The sequence below is a fragment of the Sphingomonas sp. Leaf28 genome, assembly GCF_001421685.1.
Classification (GTDB): Bacteria; Pseudomonadota; Alphaproteobacteria; order Sphingomonadales; family Sphingomonadaceae; genus Sphingomonas; species Sphingomonas aurantiaca.
Genome location: NZ_LMKX01000011.1, coordinates 228294 through 250415, shown reverse-complemented (window position 1 = coordinate 250415; position 22122 = coordinate 228294). Strand labels below are relative to the sequence as shown.

The window sequence follows — 22122 nt, the reverse complement described above, 5'->3', positions numbered from 1 at the left end:
GCGCGCGGATCGGACCGCTGCCACCAAGGCCTGGACGGCTGCACAAACGAAAAAGGTCGCCGCCCGGTGTCCCGGACGGCGGCCATTTCCTCAGTCGGCGCCGAGGCGTCCGACGAAACCGATTACTCGGCTTCGTTCAGATACTCGCCGGCATCGGCATCGGTGCCGGTGCCCGACGTCACGACCTTGGCGAGCGGGTCTTCACCCACGCCACCCTCGTCACGCGGCGAGCGCGCGAGTTCGGCGGCATGCTCGTCCGCCGCCGACATCGGTGCGACGATCGAGGCTTCGGCCATCTTGCGCTGCGCGACGCGCATCGACGCATCGCGGCTGTTCGCCACGACCCGCAGGCGGTTGAGGCCTGCGCCGGTGCCTGCCGGGATGAGCCGGCCGACGATGACGTTTTCCTTCAGGCCCATCAGCATGTCCTGCTTACCCTGGACAGCCGCTTCGGTGAGAACGCGCGTGGTCTCCTGGAACGATGCCGCCGAGATGAAGCTGCGGGTCTGCAGCGACGCCTTGGTGATACCGAGCAGAATCGGCTTGCCCTGTGCGCGGGCCTGCTTCTTCTCCAGCTTCTCGTTGGTCGCGTCCATTTCTTCGCGATCGACCTGCTCGCCCTTCAGCAGCGTGGTGTCGCCGCCGTCGGTGATCTCGACCTTCTGCAGCATCTGACGAACGATCGTCTCGATGTGCTTGTCGTTGATCTTCACGCCCTGGAGTCGATAGACCTCCTGGATTTCCGACACGAGATACTCGGCGAGGGGCTCGATACCCATCGTCTCGAGGATGTCGTGCGGATCGGGCGAGCCGCCGATCAGGTTGTCGCCGCGCTTGACGTAATCGCCTTCCTGCACGTCGATGACCTTCGACTTCGGCACCAGATACTCGACGACGTCGCCGCCATCCTCGGGCTGGATGCCGATCTTGCGCTTCGCCTTGTAGTCCTTGCCGAACACGACGCGGCCCGAGATCTTGGCGATGATCGCCGAGTCCTTGGGGATGCGTGCCTCGAACAGCTCGGCAACGCGCGGCAGACCACCGGTGATGTCGCGCGTCTTGGCGCTCTCGCGGCTGACGCGGGCCACGACGTCGCCGCCGAACACCTGTGCGCCATCCTCGACCGACAAGGTCGCACCGATCGCCAGCATGTAGCGGCCGGTCTCGCCCGACGTCTCGTCGAGCAGGGTCATGCGCGGACGCAGATCCTCCTTCGACTTCGTCGCCGCACGATATTCGATCACGACGCGCTGGGCGATGCCCGTGGCTTCGTCGGTCTGCTCGGTGAGCGTCTTGCCCTCGATCAGGTCGACATACTTGATCGTGCCCGGGTTCTCCGTGATCACCGGCATGGTGAACGGATCCCACTCGGCCATCCGGTCGCCGCGCGACACGATGTGACCATCGTCGAACAGCACATAGGCGCCGTACGGGATACGATCGACCGAGAGCTCGCGGCCGTCCATGTCGACGATCGCGATTTCGCCCGAGCGGCTGAGCACCACGCGACGACCACGCTGGTCGACGATGATACGCAGATCGCGGAACTGCACCGTACCGTCGGCATGCGCCTCGAGGTTCGACGTCTCGTTGAGCTGCGCTGCACCACCGATGTGGAACGTACGCATCGTCAGCTGCGTGCCCGGCTCACCGATCGACTGCGCGGCGATGACGCCGACAGCTTCACCGATGTTGACCGGCGTACCGCGGGCGAGATCGCGCCCGTAGCACTTGCCGCAGACGCCGATCTTCGACTCGCAGACCAGTGGGCTGCGGATCTTGCACGACTGCGTGCCGAGGCCCTCGATCGTCGTGATCATCGGCTCGTCGAGCAGCGTGCCCGACGGGATGATGACCTTACCGGTCTTCGGATCGACGATGTCTTCCGCGGTCGTACGACCGAGGATGCGCTCGCCGAGGCTTGCGATCGTCGAACCACCCTGAAGGATCGCCTTCATCTCGAGTGCGCGCGTGGTGCCGCAATCGGGTTCGATGATGACACAATCCTGCGACACGTCGACCAGGCGACGCGTGAGGTACCCCGAGTTCGCCGTCTTCAACGCCGTATCCGCGAGGCCCTTGCGAGCGCCGTGGGTCGAGTTGAAGTACTCAAGGACGGTCAGGCCTTCCTTGAAGTTCGAGATGATCGGCGTCTCGATGATCTCGCCCGACGGCTTGGCCATCAGGCCGCGCATGCCGGCAAGCTGCTTGATCTGTGCCTGCGAACCACGCGCACCCGAGTGGGCCATCATGTAGATCGAGTTGATCGGCTTTTCACGGCCGGTCTCCGTATCGACCTTCACCGCACGGATCTCGTCCATCATGGCGTTCGCGACCTGATCGCCGCAACGGCTCCAGGCGTCGATCACCTTGTTGTACTTCTCCTGCTGCGTGATCAGACCGTCCTGATACTGCTGCTCGAAGTCCTTCACGAGCGCCTTGGTGTCGTCGACCAGACCAACCTTCGCGTCCGGAATGATCATGTCGTCCTTGCCGAACGAGATGCCGGCGCGGAAGGCGTGGCGGAAGCCGAGCGTCATGATCGCATCGGCGAACAGCACGGTCTCCTTCTGGCCGGTGTGACGATAGACCTCGTCGATCACGTCGCCCACGTCCTTCTTGGTGAGCAGGCGGTTGACGGTGTCGAACGGCACCTTGTGGCTGTGCGGCAGGCACTCGCCCAGCAGCATGCGGCCCGGCGTCGTCTCGTAGCGCTTGAGGTACTGCTTGCCCTTCTCATCGGTCTGCGGAACGCGGCTGATGATCTTGGTGTGCAGCGTGACCGACTGCGCGTTCAGTGCCTGATGGACTTCCGACATGTCGGAAATCATCATGCCCTGACCCGGCTCGTTCTCCTTCATCATCGACAGATAATAGAGGCCGAGGACCATGTCCTGCGACGGAACGATGATCGGCTTGCCGTTGGCGGGCGACAGGATGTTGTTCGTCGACATCATCAGGACGCGCGCTTCGAGCTGGGCCTCGAGGCTCAGCGGAACGTGCACGGCCATCTGATCGCCGTCGAAATCGGCGTTGAACGCGGAGCAGACCAGCGGGTGAAGCTGGATCGCCTTGCCCTCGATCAGCACCGGCTCGAACGCCTGGATGCCGAGACGGTGAAGCGTCGGCGCACGGTTCAGCATGACCGGATGCTCGCGGATCACCTCGTCCAGGATATCCCAGACTTCCTTGCGCTCCTTCTCGACCCACTTCTTCGCCTGCTTCAGGGTCATCGACAGACCCTTGGCATCGAGACGTGCGTAGATGAACGGCTTGAACAGCTCGAGCGCCATCTTCTTCGGCAGGCCGCACTGGTGCAGCTTGAGCTCAGGCCCGGTCACGATGACCGAACGACCCGAGTAATCGACGCGCTTGCCGAGAAGGTTCTGGCGGAAGCGGCCCTGCTTGCCCTTGAGCATGTCGGAGAGCGACTTGAGCGGACGCTTGTTGGCGCCCGTGATAGTGCGACCGCGGCGACCGTTATCGAACAATGCGTCGACGGCCTCCTGGAGCATGCGCTTCTCGTTGCGGACGATGATGTCCGGCGCGCGGAGCTCCATCAGGCGCTTGAGGCGGTTGTTGCGGTTGATCACGCGGCGATACAGATCGTTCAGATCCGACGTCGCGAAACGACCACCGTCCAGCGGCACCAGCGGGCGCAGCTCGGGCGGGATGACCGGCACGACCTCGAGGATCATCCACTCGGGACGGTTGCCCGAATCGATGAAGCTCTCGACGACTTTCAGCCGCTTGATGATCTTCTTGGGCTTCAGCTCGGACTTGGTGACCGCGAGCTCTTCGAGCAGCGTGGTACGCTCACCCTCGAGATCGAGCGACTCGAGCATGATGCGGACCGCTTCGGCACCGATACCGGCCGAGAACGCGTCCTCGCCATACTGGTCCTGCGCGTCGAGGAGCTCGTCCTCGGTCATCAGCTGGTACTTCTCGAGCGGGGTCAGGCCCGGCTCGATGACGATATACGCCTCGAAGTACAGCACGCGCTCGAGCTGCTTGAGCTGCATGTCGAGCAGCAGGCCGATGCGCGACGGCAGCGACTTCAGGAACCAGATGTGCGCGACGGGCGCGGCGAGCTCGATATGGCCCATCCGCTCGCGGCGGACCTTCGAGACGGTAACCTCGACGCCGCACTTCTCGCAGACGATGCCCTTGTACTTCATGCGCTTGTACTTGCCGCACAGGCACTCGTAATCCTTGATCGGACCGAAGATGCGCGCGCAGAACAGGCCGTCACGCTCGGGCTTGAACGTGCGGTAGTTGATGGTCTCGGGCTTCTTGATCTCGCCGAACGACCACGAGCGGATCTTGTCCGGGGACGCGATGCCGATCTGGATCTGGTCGAACGTCTCGGTCTTGGCGACCGGATTGGCGAAGGGGGTCATCTCGTTCATGAGCTGTCCTTAGGAAAAATCTTCCCCCCTACCGCTTGCGGGAGGGGGAGGGGCCCAGCCTCTTCAGGCTGGGAGGGGGTGGGCGCCCGGCATCGGCGTCGTGTTTCGCTGCCGGCCGGGAGCCCACCCCTCGGTCCCCTCCCGCGAGCGGGAGGGGAGGGCACAGGAGTTACTCCGCCGCGATCTGGATGCCGTCGCTGTCGAAGCCGGGCTCCGACTGCTTCAGGTCCACATTCAGGCCGAGCGAGCGCATTTCCTTGACGAGAACGTTGAAGCTCTCCGGGATGCCGGCCTCGAACGTGTCGTCGCCCTTGACGATCGCCTCGTAGACCTTGGTGCGGCCGACCACGTCGTCCGACTTCACCGTCAGCATTTCCTGCAAGGTATACGCCGCGCCGTAGGCCTGGAGTGCCCAGACCTCCATCTCGCCGAAGCGCTGGCCACCGAACTGCGCCTTACCACCCAGCGGCTGCTGCGTGACCAACGAGTACGGCCCGATCGAGCGTGCGTGGATCTTGTCGTCGACCAGATGGTGGAGCTTGAGCATGTAGATATACCCAACCGTCACCTTGCGATCGAACTTGTCGCCGGTACGTCCGTCGAACAGGTCCGACTGGCCCGACGGATCGAGACCCGCCAGTTCCAGCATTGCCGACACATCCGCTTCGCGCGCGCCGTCGAACACCGGCGTCGCCATCGGCACGCCGCCCTTCAGGTTCTTGGCCAGCTCGACGATCTCGTCACCCGAACGGGCGTCGATCTCGGCGTGATACTGCTCGCCATAGACGGTCTTGAGGCGATCGCGGACCGCTTCCGGCATCGCGCCGGCCTTGGCCTCGGGATTCTCCTCGCGCCACGTCTCGAGCGCCGCGGTGATCGACTGACCCAGGCCGCGTGCGGCCCAGCCCAGATGCGTCTCGAAGATCTGCCCGACGTTCATGCGCGACGGCACGCCCAGCGGGTTGAGCACGATATCGACCGGCGTACCGTCGGCGAGGAACGGCATGTCCTCCGCCGGCAGGATGCGGCTGATGACGCCCTTGTTCCCGTGACGGCCGGCCATCTTGTCGCCCGGCTGCAGCTTGCGCTTCACCGCGACGAACACCTTGACCATCTTCAGCACGCCCGGCGACAGCTCGTCACCTCGCTCCAGCTTCTCGCGACGATCGTGGAACTTGTCGGTGATCAGCTTGGCGGCATCGTCATACTGGATCTTGACCGCTTCCAGATCGCTCTGGATCTTGTCGTCGGCGACCGCGAACTTCCACCACTCGTGGCGGTCGACGCTGTCGAGCAGATCCATGTCGATCACGACGCCCTTCTTGACGCCCTTGGGCGCCGAGGTGGCCGTCTGGTCGAGCAGCATCTCGCGGAGACGCGACCAGGTCGCACGGTTCAGGATCGAACGCTCGTCGTCCGAATCCTTCTTCAGCCGCTCGATCTCCTCGCGCTCGATCGCCATCGCGCGCTCGTCCTTGTCGATGCCGTGACGGTTGAAGACGCGAACGTCGACGACCGTACCCGACACGCCCGGCGGCAGGCGAAGCGACGTATCGCGCACGTCGCTGGCCTTCTCGCCGAAGATCGCACGGAGCAGCTTCTCCTCCGGCGTCATCGGCGATTCACCCTTCGGCGTGATCTTGCCGGCGAGGATATCGCCCGGCTCGACCTCTGCACCGATGTAGACGATGCCCGCTTCGTCGAGGTTGCGAAGCGCTTCCTCGCCGACGTTCGGGATGTCGCGCGTGATGTCCTCAGGCCCGAGCTTCGTGTCGCGAGCCATCACCTCGAACTCGTCGATATGGATCGACGTGAACACGTCGTCCTTCACGATCCGCTCGGAGATCAGGATCGAATCCTCGTAGTTGTAGCCGTTCCACGGCATGAACGCGACGAGGCTGTTGCGACCCAGCGCCAGCTCGCCGAACTCGGTCGACGGGCCGTCGGCGAGCACGTCGCCCGCACGGACCACGTCGCCCACCTTCACCAGCGGACGCTGGTTGATGCAGGTCGACTGGTTCGAGCGCTGGAACTTCATCAGCGTGTAGATGTCGACGCCCGACTTGCCGGCATCGATCTCGCCGGTGGCCCGGATCACGATACGCGCCGCGTCGACCTGGTCGACGATGCCCGCACGCTTTGCCGAGATCGCGGCGCCCGAGTCACGCGCGACGGTCTCTTCCATGCCGGTGCCGACGAACGGCGCCTCGGCCTGGACGAGCGGCACGGCCTGACGCTGCATGTTCGAGCCCATCAGCGCGCGGTTGGCGTCATCGTTTTCCAGGAACGGAATGAGCGATGCGGCAACCGAGACGAGCTGCTTGGGGCTGACGTCCATCAGCGTGATGTTGTCGGGCAGCGCCATCAGGAATTCACCCGCCTGACGCGACGACACGAGCTCCTCGGTGAAGCCGCCATCCGACGTCAGCTCGGCGTTGGCCTGCGCGATTGTGTGCTTGGCCTCTTCCATTGCCGACAGGTACACGACGTCGTCGGTCACCTTGTGGTCGACGACCTTGCGGTACGGCGTCTCGATGAAGCCGTACTTGTTGACGCGGCTGAACGATGCCAGCGAGTTGATCAGACCGATGTTCGGGCCTTCCGGCGTCTCGATCGGGCAGATGCGGCCATAATGCGTCGGGTGAACGTCGCGGACTTCGAAGCCAGCACGCTCACGCGTCAGACCACCCGGTCCAAGCGCCGACACGCGACGCTTGTGGGTGACTTCCGACAGCGGGTTGGTCTGATCCATGAACTGCGACAGCTGCGACGAGCCGAAGAATTCGCGGACCGCGGCAACCGCAGGCTTCGCGTTGATCAGGTCGTTCGGCATGACGGTCGAGACGTCGACCGACGACATGCGCTCCTTCACGGCGCGCTCCATGCGGAGCAGGCCGACGCGGTACTGGTTCTCGAGCAGCTCGCCGACCGAACGGACACGACGGTTACCGAGGTTGTCGATATCGTCGATCTCGCCCTTGCCGTCCTTGAGGTTCACGAGCGTCTTGATGACCTCGAGAATGTCCTCGGTACGCAGCGTCGTCACGGTATCCTCGACGTCGAGGTCGAGGCGCATGTTCAGCTTCACGCGGCCCACGGCCGACAGGTCGTAGCGATCCGGATCGAAGAATAGACCCGAGAACAGGGCCTCGGCCGTCTCCAGCGTCGGCGGCTCGCCGGGACGCATGACGCGGTAAATGTCGCTGAGGGCCTGCTCGCGCTCTTCGGCCTTGTCGACCTTGAGCGTGTTGCGGATCCACGGGCCGGTCGCGACGTGATCGATGTCGAGCAGGTCGAGACGCTCGATACCTGCCTGGTCGAGCAGTTCGAGGTTCTCGGCGGTCACTTCGTCACCGGCTTCGATGTAGATGCGGCCGGTCGACTCGTCGATCAGGTCGTACGCCGAATAGCGGCCGAAGATTTCCTCGGTCGGGATCAGCAGGTCGGTGAGACCGTCCTTGAACGCCTTGTTCGCAGCGCGCGGGGAGATCTTCTGGCCGTTCGGGAACACGACTTCGCCGGTCTTCGCATCGACGATGTCGAACATCGGCTTCTGGCCACGCCAGTTCTCGACCTGGAACGGAACGATCCAGCCACCCTGGCCGCGGACGAACGTCACGCGGTTGTAGAAATAGTTGAGGATCTCTTCCGACGTCATGCCGAGCGCGTAGAGCAGCGCGGTGACGGGCAGCTTGCGCTTGCGATCGATGCGGACGTTGACGATGTCCTTGGCGTCGAACTCGAAATCAAGCCACGAGCCGCGATACGGAATGACGCGGGCGGCGAACAGATACTTGCCCGACGCGTGCGTCTTGCCGCGATCGTGATCGAACAGAACGCCCGGCGAACGGTGCATCTGGCTGACGATGACGCGCTCGGTGCCGTTGATGAAGAACGTGCCGTTCTCGGTCATGAGCGGCATGTCGCCCATGTACACGTCCTGCTCCTTGATATCGATGACCGACTTGGCCTCGGTATCGGGATCGACCTCGAACGCGGTCAGACGCAGCGTGACGCGCATCGGGGCGGCATAGGTGATCCCGCGCTGGCGGCATTCCTCGACGTCGAACTTCGGCGGCTCAAGGACGTAATCGTCGAAATCGAGATAGGCGGTGCCGGCGAAATCCTGGATCGGGAACACGCTGCGCAGCGTCTTCTCGAGACCCGAGACATGGCCGATCGACTTGTCGGAGCGCAGGAACTGCTCGTAGCTCTCGCGCTGGACTTCGATCAGGTTCGGCATCTGCACGACTTCGTGGATGTTGCCGAAAACCTTGCGGATACGGCGCTTTGCAGTGCCGTGTTCGATCGCCTTGGATGCCATAGGTTTAATTTGCCCTCAAAAAACTGACGGGTCAGCCGTAAATTCGTGCTTGGGAACCCCCAAGCGGGACGCACGTTCACGCAAAAAGGCCGCTCGCATCAGGTGCGGCGGCTCTCAGCGTATGAAACCTCGGTATCCAATACGATCGACACGCTGCGCGACGGCATGTCATTTCCCGGATGCTGTGGTGAGCTGCGGATATAGGCGTGGCACGGCGTCATGTCAAAGGGGGAAGGGGTCACCGTGTCGCCCGATCGCAGGCCGGGTCCTTTCGGACCGTCGTTACCGACGAAAATACTATAGATTGTGCGTCCCCCGCGCAGCTAGGCGCATCCACTGTAGGACCTCGATCGTATACGCATGGGGAATACGGCAGGATGAACGACAAAGTGGTAAGCCAAAGCGTTGGAGTGCAACCAGCCTCGGACGAGGATCGCGCGAACTGGGCGCGGCTGATCGACGATCACCGGCATATTGCCGCGCAGTGCGTCGAGATCGCTGACCTGGCGCAGGGGCCGCGTGAGCAGAGCGGGCCGGCGTCGCGCAAGCTGATCGAGCTCGCGATCACCGTGGCCAGGCATCTCGACGTCGAGGACGAGGTGATCGACCGCACCGTCATCGCGATGGAGCCGCGGTTTTCGGCCGACACGATCGCGATGATGGAGGAGGACCTCGATATCCTCCGGTCCGACTGGAAGGTGTTTATCAGTCGCTGGCTGCCGGTGATCGCGCCGAGCGAGTGGGAGGCGTTCGGCGTCGAGGCGGAGTCGATGCTCGATCGCCTGTCGAGCCAGGTGATGCTCGAAACCGAGATACTCTACGACCACGCGCTGCGTGACGGCGTGGTCCGTGCCGGTGGCGCGGTGTTGCACTGAGCCTAGGGGGCGACGGCGACCTACGCTATCGTCGTGTACAAGTAGTACCGCCAAACCCTGCCACCCCGGCGAAGGCCGGGGTCCAATTGGTGAGGTGGCGGTAACGAAGCGTTGCGCTCAACCATCGGCGTCCCCCAATTGGGCCCCGGCCTTCGCCGGGGTGGCGTCTGTATAGATTGTCAGCGCGGCTCCGCTTCTAGCTACCGCCGCTTCTTCTTCGACGGCACAGCGACCACCGGAGCCACCGGCACGGGCGGTTGCGTCGTCACCTTCACCACCATCGGCACGATACCAGGATCCGCCGGATATTGCCGCCGCGCGCGCGCGAACACGAAACGCGCCTTGGCAGCGCCGAGCGCGCTTTCGGTGGCGCCGACCCAGCGCCAGTGCCACGGCTCCCACTTCACGTTCTGCTTGTTGCCGCCGGGAAAGCTCTGCTCGAACCCGAACCGCGGCGCGTTGGCGCGGAGCCAGCGCGCGGCGGGGGTGGCGGCCATGCAGGCCTCTGCGTCCGGACACCCGTTGGCCGGACGCACCGCGAAGTCGAGCGCATAGCCGGTCGAGTGCTCGCTATAGCCCGGGGGCGCGACCGAGATCGCCCGGTCGGCCGCGCTGCTCGACTCGCCGCGACAGAAGACGCTGCGCTGGCGGGCGATCGAGCGCTGGCACGACAGCGCGCGGAGCTGGCCCATCACCGCCGGATCGCTCTGGGCCGCGGCGAACAGCCGCAGCAGGTCGGGCAAGATATCGGCGCGCACCACGCACGGATTGCCCACCGAATATTCGGTGGGCAGCGTGACGAGCTCGGTCTCGGGCGCGTCGCCGTAAGGCAGATGCCCGAAGGCGCGGCCGTCGGGGGCGATCGCCGCGCTCTGCCCCTCGCACAGTTGCGCGTCCGCGATGGTCGGGGCGAAGAGGAGCGCGAGGGCCAGTGTGCGGTGCAACATCGACGCGGGCTCTGGCACGCAGGCGCTAATGATGGCAAGGGCGGCGCCATGCATGGTGAACGCGTACTCTTCCTCGACGGCGAGGCCCTGGTGATCGACAAGCCCGCAGGGCTGCCGGTCGATCCGCCCCGCGATGGCTCGTTGAGCCTCGAAAATCATCTCGAAAGCCTGAAGTTCGGGTTTCAGCGCTGGCCCAAGGCCGTCCACCGGCTCGACCGCGACACGAGCGGCTGTCTGCTCCTGTCGCGCAATCCCAAGGCGCATGCCCGGTTGCAGCAGGCGTTCGAGCAGGGCCTCGTGTCGAAGCGCTACGTCGCGCTGCTCGACGGCGTGGTCGAGGGCACGTCCGGCCTGATCGAGATGGCGCTGGGCAAGGTCAGCACCGCCGAGACCGGCTGGCGGATGGTCGAGGATCCCAACGGCAAGAAGTCGCGCACCAAGTGGCGCGTGCTCGAGATCAAGGACGGCCGCTCGCTGGTCGAGTTCCTGCCCGAGACCGGCCGCACGCACCAGATTCGCGTGCATGCCGCCAGCGGGCTCGGCGCGCCGGTGGTCGGCGACGGCGTGTACGGCAAGGCGGATGGCCTCGGCATGATGCTCCACGCGCAGCGGCTGATCGTGCCGCGCGCGGGCAAGCCCGACGTGCTCGCCGAAGCGCCCTTGCCGGAGCGCTTCGCCAAGGCCGGGTTCGCCGACGAGGCCGCGCCTGCGCCCGCTGCAGTTGCGACCGACGTCGCGACGCCTGCACCCACCGACGATTGAGCGGCCCGAGGGAAGACGCGGATGGTCGCGATCCCGATAACCCGGTCCATCTCGATCGATGACAGCGAACTGATCGAGAGCACGACCCGGTCGGGCGGTCCCGGTGGGCAGCACGTCAACACCACCGATAGCGCGGTGATCTTGCGGTTCGATGTCGGCCTGTCGCCGGGATTGCCGCTGGCGGTGAAGAACCGGATCGCGGTGCTCGCCGGATCGCGGCTCACGCGTGACGGCGTGCTGGTGCTGCGGAGCGAGGGATCGCGGTCGCAACTGCTCAACCGGCAGGAGGTCCGCGAGCGGCTCGTCGCGCTGATCAAGGACGCCACGATCGTCCCCAAGGCGCGACGCGCGACCAAGCCGTCCAAGGCGGCGAAGGCACGCCGCGTCGATACCAAGAAGGTGCGCAGCGGCGTGAAGGCGGGACGGGGCAAGGTCCGCGACGATTGAGCGCCGGCGCGACAGAGCGACGATCAAAGCGACAAAACATTGCCGCGGAGCTCCGCCCCAAAACCCGTCACCCCAGCGAAAGCTGGGGTATCCTTGAGGAACGGGCAATGCGCGCCAACATGGAGGCCCCAGCGTTCGCTGGGGTGACGGATCTGCGAGCGTCATCGCTCCACTACGCCGCCGACCAAGGAAGAAGACATGTACCAGTTCGATATCGCCGCCGGCAGCAAGGCCGATCTCTATCGCGACCTGCTCGCCGCGCTCGACGCGCTGACCGCGGACGAGCGTGATCCGATCGCCAACATGGCCAATGCCGCCGCGCTGGTGTGGGAATATCTGCCCGACCTGAACTGGGCGGGCTTCTACCGGATGGTCGAAGGCGAGCTCGTGCTCGGGCCGTTCCAGGGCAAGGTCGCCTGCATCCGCATCCCGGTCGGCAAGGGCGTCTGCGGCGCCGCCGCCGCGACGCTGACGACCCAGCTGGTCGAGGACGTGCACGCCTTTCCCGGCCATATCGCCTGCGATGCCGCGAGCCGCTCCGAACTGGTCGTGCCCGTGACGAAGGACGGCGTGCTGGTCGCGGTGCTCGACCTCGACAGCCCAGAGCCCGCGCGGTTCGATGCCGAGGACGCGGCGGGGTGCGAGGCGCTCGCGGCGTTGCTCGGCGAACGCCTGCCGGGGTGACCCGTTTCGGGACTGTGCGCAAACTGGTGAGTCCCCCGGCGCTTTGGTAAGCAACCGGTCAAGATATTCGGCGTTTGCGCGGGATAGGGTGGCAAAACCAGGGAGACGGACATGCGGGGCCTTTTGATCGCTGGCGTGGGAATGGCGCTGGCTGGCAGTGGCGCGGCGGATGCGCAGCAGCGCCCGGGCGCAAGCTACGGTGTCCCGGGCGTCGCGATGCAGGCCCCGATGCAGACGGCCCAACGCCCCGGTCCGATCGTGGCGCGTCCGCCCGTCGTCCACACATCGTCGCAGCAGGTAGGCGGTCACCGCGCTCCGCGCTGGGGTAGCAAGATCGGCGGCCGCTGGTGGGGCGGGGCAAATGCGCCCGGCGGCTGGGCCGCCTATCGCCGGCCCAACCGTGGCTGGGCAGTACCCGGCTACTGGAACGCGCCGCGCTTTTACGTCAACGACTGGTCGACCTATGACCTGCCGCAGCCGCCGGCGGGGTATCGCTGGGCGCGCTATTATGACGACGCGGTGCTGATCGATCCGCGAGGCTCGGTCTACGACACGGTCAGCGGTACCGACTGGGACCGGTATGACACGGACGGCTATGCGCACGTCGCACCGGGCGCGTACGCGCAGACCGACTCGGTCTACGCCGGTCCGGCGGACCGTGGTTCCGTCGCGCCCTATGCCGATCGCCAACCGCGCCGCGACTCCGGTCTTGGCGGTGCCGCGATCGGTGCGGTGGCGGGCGGTGCTGCCGGCAACCTGATCGCAGGGCGCGGCAACCGGCTGGGCGGTACGCTGATCGGCGCCGGCGTCGGCGCCGCGGCGGGCTATGCGATCGACAAGGCCGAGGACCGCGGTCGTCGCCCTCTGCCGCCACCGCCCGCGAGCTATGGCGCGCCCTACGCCCCGCCGTCGCCAGCCTATGCGGAGGATTACCCGATCTACGACGCGCCGCCGGTATCGCCGGCCGCACGCTATCCGCAACCGCAGCGCTATGCCTCGGCACCGGGCGGAAGCTGGGTATCGCCCGACGGGATGACGACGGTGACGACGACCAGCGGCACCGTGTATCCCACCGGTGCGACCACCGTCGTGGTCCAGTCCGCGCCGATCGTGACGACGACGACCACGACCGACTATTACGACTCCGTGTCCTACGCCCCGCGCAAGGCCTGGCGGAAGCGCGCCCGCTAGCGCGCGACCGTCGCCCCGTTTGAGGCCCTCCCACCACGCGCCTGATCGCGTCGCGGCAGGGTTTCCGCAGTCTCGAAGATCGTCCGGCCGTCGCCTGATTCCAGGCGGCGGCTTTCGCGTGCCCTGCGTAGGTCGATTTCCCAACAAATACGAATATAGAATATCGTATATTATATTTGACATCGTTTCGGCGACGTGATGGATTGCGCGCAACATCCAAACAGGAGCGCGGGCACTCATGACATTTCCGGTCGCAAAACTTCGCCAACGGTCGAGCATCGGTGCGATGCTCGCGATGCTGCTGTCGTCGGGCGCCTATGCGCAGGTACTCCCCGCGCCGCAGCCCGGCGCCGAATCGACTCCCGACGATGCGATCGTCGTGACCGGCACACGCATCCGCCGCCCCGACTTGGCAAGCAACAGCCCGATCACCTCGGTGACCGACCAGGAGATCAAATATCAGGGCGCGGTCAACGTCGAGAACGTGCTCAACCGCCTGCCGCAGTTCACCGCGGACGCAAACGAGAACGTCTCGAACGGATCGGACGGCACCGCCAACATCAACCTGCGCAACCTCGGCTCGAACCGCACGCTGATCCTGCTCAACGGCCAGCGTCTGCTGCCGCAACAGGCGATCGATCTGAACTTCGTGCCGTCGGCGCTGATCGAACGGGTCGACGTGGTCAGCGGCGGCGCGTCCGCGGTGTACGGGTCCGACGCGGTCGCGGGCGTCGTCAACTTCGTGCTGAAGGATCATCTCGACGGGTTGCGGATCGACGTGCAGTCGGGGCTCGGCGTGCACACCAACGACAACAGCGCAGTACGCAACGTCCTGACCACGCGCGGCTATGCGAACGCGCCGGGGCGGGTCGCCGATGGCGGCAAGCAGGATCTCAACGCGGCGTACGGCAAGAACTTCGCGGGCGGGCGCGGCAACATCACCGTCTATGGCGGCTATCGTCACACCGATCCGGTGCTGCAGGCGAACCGCGACGTCTCCGCCTGCGCACTGAACCCCTCGGACTCGGCCGGCACCGGCCTGGTCTGCGGCGGATCGAGCAACACGCCGACCGGAACGTTCGTACCGCTCGGCGGCCCGAACGCGGGCAAGACGCTGACCAACAATGCCAACGGCACGCAGACCTGGGTGCCGTACACCTCGGCCTATGCGTATAACTACGCGCCGACCAACTACTTCCAGCGCTCCGACGAGCGCTACACCGGCGGTGCGTTCGCCAAGTTCGAAATCGCGCCGATCGCCGAAGTCTATGGCAGCTTCATGTACATGAAGGACCACACCTTCTCGCAGGTCGCGCCGTCCGCGCTGTTCCTCGGCACGACGTTTACCGTCCCCTGCAACAACCCGCTGATGAGCGCGTCGCAGCAGCAGTCGCTCTGCGGCGCGGCGGCGGGGACGAGCGCGACCCAGGACACGCTGATCGGCTATCGCCTCGGCTCGGGCCAGTCGCGCCGCGACGACCTGCGCCACCAGGATTATCGCTATTCGGCCGGCGTCCGCGGCGATCTCGGCCACGGCTTCCGCTACGACGTCAACTATCTGCACTCGCTCGTGAAACTCAACGAGACCTATTTGAACAACGTCGACAATGTGAAGGCGCAGCGCGCGCTCGACGTGGTCAGCGTCAACGGCGTGCCGACCTGCCGCTCGGTCATCGACGGTAGCGACCCGGCGTGCGTGCCGATCAACGTGTTCCAGGCGAACGCGATCACCGACACGCAGGGCGCATACCTGTTTTCCGAGAGCAACACCGCGTCGCGCAACGTGCTCGACGTCATCTCCGCGAACGTGAACGGCGATCTCGGGACGTTCGGTATCACGAGCCCCTGGGCCAAGCGCGGCGTCAGCATCGCGCTGGGCGGCGAGCATCGCCGCGAGACGCTCAACTTCACCGCCGATGAGATCGCCAAGCAGGGCGGCACCACCGACTCGGACGGGCGCATCTCGGTCAACGAAGGCTATGGGGAGATCGAGATCCCGATCCTGCAGGACCTGCCGTTCGCGCACGAACTGACACTGAACGGCGGCCTGCGCTACTCCGCCTATCGCAATTCGCAGCAATCGACCGGACTGAAATCCAAGTACAATGTCTGGACCTACAAGGGCGAGGCGAGCTGGGCGCCGGTCAAGGACGCGCGGTTCCGCTTCAGCTACAACCGCGCGATCCGCGCGCCCAACATCGGCGAGCTGTTCGGGTCGCGCTCGATCGGCAACGTCTCCGCGCAGGATCCGTGCTCGGGCGCGTCGCCGAGCGCGTCGATCGACATCTGCCGCCTCACCGGCGTGACGCAGGCGCAATATGGCAACATCGTCGAATGTCCGTCGGATACCTGCTCGGCGCAATTTGGCGGCAACGCTGCGCTCAAGCCCGAAAAGGCGGACACCTATACCGCGGGGCTGGTGCTGACGCCGCGCATCATGCGCAACCTGACGCTGACCGCGGATTATTACCACATCAAGGTGAAGGACTATATCAGCTCGGTCGATCCGTCGCTGGCGATCAGCCAGTGCGTGGCGGCGAGCGATCCGTTCTATTGCGGGCTGTTCACGCGCGATCCGCGTTCGGGCGCACTGTTCGGCAGCAACGGCTATATCGTCTCGACGACGTATAATACGGGATCGCTCACGACGTCGGGGATCGACCTGACCGCGGACTACACGCTGGGGATCGGCGCGCTGGGTAAGATCAACCTCAACATGGTCGGCACGCGGTTGATCTCGCAGGAATCGGAGCCGCTGAAGGGTCTCGGCAGCTACGACTGCAAGGGTCTTTACGGGTACACCTGCGGCCAGCCCAGCCCGAAGTGGCGGCACGTGATGCGGACGACATGGACGATGCCGCAGGGCGCGAGCGTCTCGGTGTCGTGGCGGCATATCGACCAGGTCAAATTGTCGTCGCTGTCGGACAACACCTTCCTCGCGGGGACGCCGAGCGTGATCAACCGGAAGATCTCGGCGTATAACTATATCGATCTGGCCGGCACGCTCGCGGTCGGCGAGGGGCTCCAGCTTCGGGCGGGCGTCAACAACCTGTTCGACAAGGATCCGCCCGCGATCGCCTCGGGCATCCTGTCGTCGTTCGGCAACGGCAATACCTATCCGGGCGTGTATGACGTGCTGGGCCGCACGCTGTTCGTCGGCGCGACGGTGAACTTCTGACGGTGGGATGACGCTATGACGAACCTGGTCCGCCGCGACGTTCTGAAGACGGGCGGCGTGACCGCGCTTGCCGCAATCGTCCCCGCGGTGCCGATCGGTGCTGCGGCGGCCGCGCCGGTCAGCCCTCGCGAGGTCGTATCGCTCGGCACCGGGTGGCGGTTCCATCTCGGCCATGCGAGCGATCCCGCGAAGGATTTCGGCTTCGGCCGCTCGCACGACACCTATGGCAAGTCGGGCGATGTCGGCACGCCGGTCGCCGAGCCGAAATTCGCCGATGCGACATGGGACGCGGTGACTCTCCCGCACGACTGGGCGGTCGACCTGCCGTTCGAACGGTTCGGGGCCGCGGGAAGCGAGGCGGACCGGACCGGCGCGTTCCAGGGGTTCAAGCCGGTCGGGCGGATGTGGCCCGCGACCAGCGTCGGCTGGTATCGGCGCGTCGTCCCGCTCGCGAAGACGGATGCAGGGCGGCGTCTGCTGCTCCAGTTCGACGGCGTGGCGCGCGACTGCATCGTCATCCTCAACGGCTTCATTGTCGGCGCGAACGAGAGCGGCTATGCGCCGTTCGAGATCGACGTCACCGATTTCGCCAAGCCGGGCGAGGACAATATCCTCGTCATCCGCTGCGACGTGAGCCTGGGCGAGGCGTGGTCGTATGAGGGCGCGGGGCTGTACCGCGACGTCCGGCTCGTCAAGACAGCACCGGTGCACGTGCCGTGCTGGGGGACGACGGTGCGGTGTACCGTCGAGGGCGGTAGCGCGACCGTCCGGATCGCGACCGAGATCGCAAACGACGGTGCCGCGTGCGACGCGCGGGTTCGGTCGACGGTGATCGGCCCCAATGGGAAGAATGTGGTGCTCGTCGCGGACCCGCTCGCATTGCCGGCCTGGGGCACGACGACGGCGACGCAGGAAACGCGTCTTGCCTCGCCAGGCTTGTGGTCGCTGGAGACGCCGCATCTCTACACCCTGGTCAGCGAGATCCTCGTCGACGGCATCGTAGTCGATCGCGACAGCTGTACCTTCGGGATCCGCACGATCCGCTTCGACGCGACCCACGGCTTTTTCCTCAACGGCAAACCGGTCAAGATCAAGGGGACCTGCAACCATCAGGATCATGCCGGAGTCGGCTTCGCGGTGCCCGACAGCCTACACGTCTGGCGGCTCGAGCAACTGAAGGCGATGGGGAGCAACGCCTATCGCTCGACGCATCATTCGCCGTCGCCCGCGATCCTCGATGCGTGCGACCGGATGGGGATCCTGATGATCGACGAGACCCGGCAGATGTCGAGCAATGCCGAGGGGCTGGGGCAGCTAGAACGGATGGTGCGGCAGGGGCGCAACCACCCGTGCATCATCCTGTGGAGCATCGGCAACGAGGAGATCCACCGCGGCACCGAGACGGGCGCGCGGATCGCCGAGACGATGAAGCGCAAGGTGTACGAACTCGACGGGACGCGGCCGGTAACGGAGGCGTTCAACGGCAAGTTCGGCGAGGGGGCGTCGCGCGTGCTCGACGTGATGGGGTGCAATTACTACCTCGACGCGATCGATCCGTACCATGCCGCGCACCCCGACATGCCGATGATCGGCACCGAGACGGGCAGCACGGTGATGACCCGCGGCGAATACACGCGCGACGACACGCAGGGCTTCGTGCCGGCGTACGACCGCGACTTCCCCAAATGGGCGACGACCGCGGAGACATGGTGGCGCTTCTACGGCTCGCGGCCGTTCCTGAGCGGCGGGTTCGTCTGGACCGGGTTCGATTATCGCGGCGAACCCACCCCGTTCGAACGCTGGCCGGAGAATGTCTCGAACTTCGGCCAGATGGATCTGTGCGGCTTCCCCAAGGACAATTACCATTATTACCGCGCGTGGTGGAGCGGCGAGCCGGTGCTCCACCTGTTCCCACACTGGAACTGGGCCGGGCGCGAGGGGCAGCCTGTCTCGGTGTGGGTCCACAGCAACTGCGATGCGGTCGAGCTGGTCCTCAACGGCCGCAGCCTCGGGCGGCAATCGGTGGTGAAGAACACGCATCTCGAATGGCAGGTGGCCTATGCGCCCGGCCGAATCGAGGCGCATGGCTACCGCGACGGCAAGCGCGTGATGCATGCTGTGCGCGAGACGACCGGGGCGCCGGCGCGGATCGGGGTGACGAGCGAGCGGCGGCATTTGGCCCCGGGCGAGGTCGCCGTCGTACGCGTCGCGATCCTCGACGCAAAACAGCGCGAAATACCGACCGCGTGGGATCGCGTGACGTTCGCCCTGTCGGGCGATGCGAAACTACTCGGCGTCGGCAATGGCGATCCGCGAAGCCTGGAGCCCGATCACGCGACGTCGCGATCTGCATTCAATGGGCTGTGCATGGCGCTGGTGCAGGCGGGCGAGCAAGGCGGACCAATTCGGCTCGAGGCTCATGGTGAGGGGCTGGCACCAGCGATGCTGGCGCTAATCGGGCGGGGCGGGGACTGACCGCCCCCTTGCTACTGCGGAGACAGATCGAGCTGCATCGGTACGGCCCCTAACGCTATGGTGTAGCCGCCCCGGTCTTGCCGCGCGCCGGCGGCGGCGTATTGCCGGCCGGTCTTGGTCGTCGTCTCGACGAACACGCGCGCGGTCGGAGTAGTCGCCGTCGCGGCGTCCAGCGTCAGCGTGACCAAGCCCGTGCTCGGCCGATACGTAGCCCGCGCGATCTTGCCGGATTCGAGCGTGATCCACAGGCCCGCAGGCGCGACGAACAGCCGCGCCCGCGCGCCGTCCTTCGGCACGATGCCGATCGCGTCGGCCGCCTGCTCCACCGTCCCGCCAAAGCCGAGCCAGCCGAAGGTCGGGTCGTTCACCAGATAGCTCGCGGCGGTGATCGCGTGGCCGTAAAAGCCCATGCCGTAATCGCCGCTATACGGGTCCCAGCGCATCATGTCGGGCGCGGAGTGGAACGCGGCGGACGAGAAGCCGTCCCGGTCGATGTTGGTGATCCCGCCCATCATCCCGCCATACGCGATCCGCAGCAGCCGCAGATCGGTCGGGTCGGCGCGATAGGCGTCGAACAGCGGGACGGCGTTCAGCGTCGAGCCGTAATGATGAAGCTGCCGCTCGATCCGCGGGTATTTGCCGCCATACAGGAAATCCCAATAGCGCCGCGCATTGCCGTTATAGCCCCAGCTCGGGATCGCCGGATCGTAGGCTAGGATCACCTGCCGCGTGACGTCGGCCTGGGGCTGATAGCCGAAATAGCGCATCCACGCGTAGACCTCGGGCTGGCCGGTCGAGTCCCACGCCATCTCGCTGCCGAACGGATAGCGCAGTGTGCGCCAGTGATCCGCGCGCTGCTTCATCAGGCGTTCCATGTCAGTCCCCTCCGCGGTCAGTCCCTCGCGCTTCAGGTCCTTCAGGATGTCGACGAACACGTCGCCCTCCATCAGCCCGAACTGCGTGTAATAGGGCGCGTCGCGCATCATCGCGGTGGTCGTCTGGTAGGCGTGGTCGAGATACCAGCGCCACGGATGCGCGGTGACAAGCCCCGGATGGTTGCGCGCGACGCGGTAGAGCACCCAGTGCCCGATCGCGACATGCGGGTAATTATACGCGCGACCGAGATCGCCCGCGTCCTTCCTCGACCAGGACGTCCAGGTCTTCCAGTCGACGCTCGGATCATAATAGCCCGGGTGCGCGGCGGGGTCGTAATAGAACAGGCTCTTGCGGACGGCGCCTGCGTGCGGGCCGTCGGGGAGTTGCAGGCCGCCCTGGATCGTCCCGTCGACGAGGCGTTGCAGCTTGGCGATCTCGGCGGGGTCGGGGTTGTCGAGCTGCTTCGCCACTGCCGCGACCCAGCTGCCTGCGCCGCCTTCGTCGCTCATGCCGGAGATCCAGACGCGCGGGTCCTGCGTGACGACCTTGCCCGCCTCGCGGTCGTAGGTGAGGATCGCGGGATTGCGGCCGAACGGGTCGGCCTTGTTCTCGTACCATTGCCGGGTGGTCGAGAAGCGACCGAGATCGGCCATCGTCTGGTCGAGCGGCTTGGTGATGTAATAGCTGACCGTCTGGACGCTGCCATCGGCATAGGTGATCGCAAGGCTCGCGCGGCCCCAGCCTTTGCTGCGAACGGTGTAGCGGGCCCAGCCTTTTGCGCTGGCCGTCGGGGTTGCGGTGAGCGCACCGGCCGGCAGGCTCTCGACCTTCGCGACCGGCGACGGTGTCGTTAGGAACAGCGCGGCCTCCTGATCGGTCGGCACGACGTAGCCGGGGATGCCGACCGCGACCGGGCGGTGATTGGCGACGAGCGTGTCCTCGATCGCGGCGATCGAGGGCGCGGTGACGAAGCGGACGCCGATCGTGCGCGCCGTCCCCGGCGCGAGCGTGAAGCTGGTCGGTGCGTTCCACTGCTCGCCCGCCTTGGCCCATTCCTTGTCGGCGAACGCCTTGCTCGCGACGGTCCAGTCGTAGAAGCCTTCGGAGGTCTGGCCACGCTTGCTGCGATCGGTGAAGATGTCGCCCTTCGGCGCTTTGGCGGCCTCAAGGATCGGGCGATACGCCTCGAGCGGCGTGCCCTTTTCGGGGAGCACGAGCAGGGCGGGGCCGGCGCCGTTGAGGCGGGTGACCTGGAGATAGCCCGCGTCGCGGCCGATATACGGGTCGACGAAGCTCGCCTGCGCGTGCGCCTGTTCGAGGCTGCGATCGGTGATGATGTTGTCGAACACCATCGGCATCCCGAGCGCGCCGATCTCGACGGGGGCCTTCGTCGTGTTGGTCAGCGTGAACCGGAGCGCGAGGACCCCGTGATCGTCCACCCAGCGGCGTTCGACGCGCAACGGGCTGGCCGTCCCCAACGAGGCGGTGATGTCGGCAGCGGCGAGCGTCGCACCGATCGCAGGCAGGCGGCGGATCGCCTTGCGGTGCTGCGCGGAGGCGAAGTCGGCCCACGCGCCTCCAGCCTGGCGCACGCGGAGGTGGATGTCGCCAATATGGACATAGCCGTCTCTGGCGCGCTCGGCTTCGCGCCCGCCGGGGACGAAATCGCAACCCGGTTCGGCGGCGGGGGACAGCCGGGCAAGCGTCTGCGTGTCGGTGCGGAGCGCAGCGCGGAAGGCGGGCGTGCGGATCGCAGTCTGCGCGATCGGGCGATAGGTTGGCCGTGCGATCTTGGGCTGTGCGTCGATTGGCAGCGCCGCCGTGGTGACGAGGAGCAGCGCGAGCAGGGGGCGGAATGGCGACATGATGGGGCTCGCTCGTCAGGATGCGGTGTCGAGATGGCGCTTGCACCGCAAGGCTTAACGTATAGTATACGATATCCAAGTGGAGATAA

General features: G+C 65.8%; 11 protein-coding genes. 7 read left to right on the top strand and 4 right to left on the bottom strand.

The window, feature by feature from the left end:
- Positions 1 to 122: 122 nt before the first annotated feature.
- Together rpoC and rpoB are read right to left on the bottom strand one after the other, a co-directional pair.
- A complete protein-coding gene (rpoC, locus tag ASE79_RS18730; protein WP_056420298.1) occupies positions 123 to 4409 on the bottom strand; it encodes a DNA-directed RNA polymerase subunit beta' in 4287 nt (1428 codons plus the stop codon).
- 169 nt (positions 4410 to 4578) lie between these two features.
- Complete coding sequence (gene rpoB / locus ASE79_RS18725) at positions 4579 to 8733, bottom strand: DNA-directed RNA polymerase subunit beta (RefSeq protein ID WP_056420295.1); 4155 nt, start codon at positions 8731 to 8733, stop codon at positions 4579 to 4581.
- Positions 8734 to 9143: 410 nt separating this feature from the next.
- Here rpoB and ASE79_RS18720 point away from each other — a divergent pair, with 410 nt between their 5' ends.
- Positions 9144 to 9608: a hemerythrin domain-containing protein gene (locus ASE79_RS18720; protein ID WP_056420291.1), complete on the top strand. Its 465-nt coding sequence runs from the start codon at positions 9144 to 9146 to the stop codon at positions 9606 to 9608.
- A 200-nt stretch (positions 9609 to 9808) separates the two neighbouring features.
- On the opposite strand, the gene ASE79_RS18715 is transcribed toward ASE79_RS18720, so the two are convergent.
- Complete coding sequence (locus tag ASE79_RS18715; RefSeq protein WP_235517061.1) at positions 9809 to 10555, bottom strand: M15 family metallopeptidase; 747 nt, start codon at positions 10553 to 10555, stop codon at positions 9809 to 9811.
- Between the two features lie 48 nt (positions 10556 to 10603).
- Between ASE79_RS18715 and ASE79_RS18710 the strand changes: the two genes are divergently transcribed.
- From ASE79_RS18710 to galA, 6 genes are all read left to right on the top strand, one after another.
- Complete coding sequence (locus tag ASE79_RS18710) at positions 10604 to 11317, top strand: RluA family pseudouridine synthase (protein ID WP_056420285.1); 714 nt, start codon at positions 10604 to 10606, stop codon at positions 11315 to 11317.
- 21 nt (positions 11318 to 11338) lie between these two features.
- Positions 11339 to 11764: an alternative ribosome rescue aminoacyl-tRNA hydrolase ArfB gene (gene arfB, locus ASE79_RS18705; protein WP_056420283.1), complete on the top strand. Its 426-nt coding sequence runs from the start codon at positions 11339 to 11341 to the stop codon at positions 11762 to 11764.
- Positions 11765 to 11962: 198 nt separating this feature from the next.
- On the top strand, positions 11963 to 12448 hold the full coding sequence (locus ASE79_RS18700) for a GAF domain-containing protein (protein WP_056420279.1): 486 nt from the start codon (positions 11963 to 11965) through the stop codon (positions 12446 to 12448).
- Positions 12449 to 12559: 111 nt separating this feature from the next.
- Positions 12560 to 13639, top strand: a complete 1080-nt coding sequence (locus tag ASE79_RS18695) for an RcnB family protein (protein WP_082445442.1) — start codon at positions 12560 to 12562, stop codon at positions 13637 to 13639.
- Between the two features lie 238 nt (positions 13640 to 13877).
- On the top strand, positions 13878 to 16817 hold the full coding sequence (locus ASE79_RS18690) for a TonB-dependent receptor (protein WP_235517060.1): 2940 nt from the start codon (positions 13878 to 13880) through the stop codon (positions 16815 to 16817).
- Positions 16818 to 16832: 15 nt separating this feature from the next.
- A complete protein-coding gene (gene galA, locus ASE79_RS18685) occupies positions 16833 to 19292 on the top strand; it encodes a beta-galactosidase GalA (RefSeq protein ID WP_056420273.1) in 2460 nt (819 codons plus the stop codon).
- 11 nt (positions 19293 to 19303) lie between these two features.
- Here the strand turns inward: galA and ASE79_RS18680 are convergent, their stop codons facing one another.
- On the bottom strand, positions 19304 to 22033 hold the full coding sequence (locus tag ASE79_RS18680; RefSeq protein WP_056420270.1) for a DUF5695 domain-containing protein: 2730 nt from the start codon (positions 22031 to 22033) through the stop codon (positions 19304 to 19306).
- Positions 22034 to 22122 lie beyond the last annotated feature (89 nt).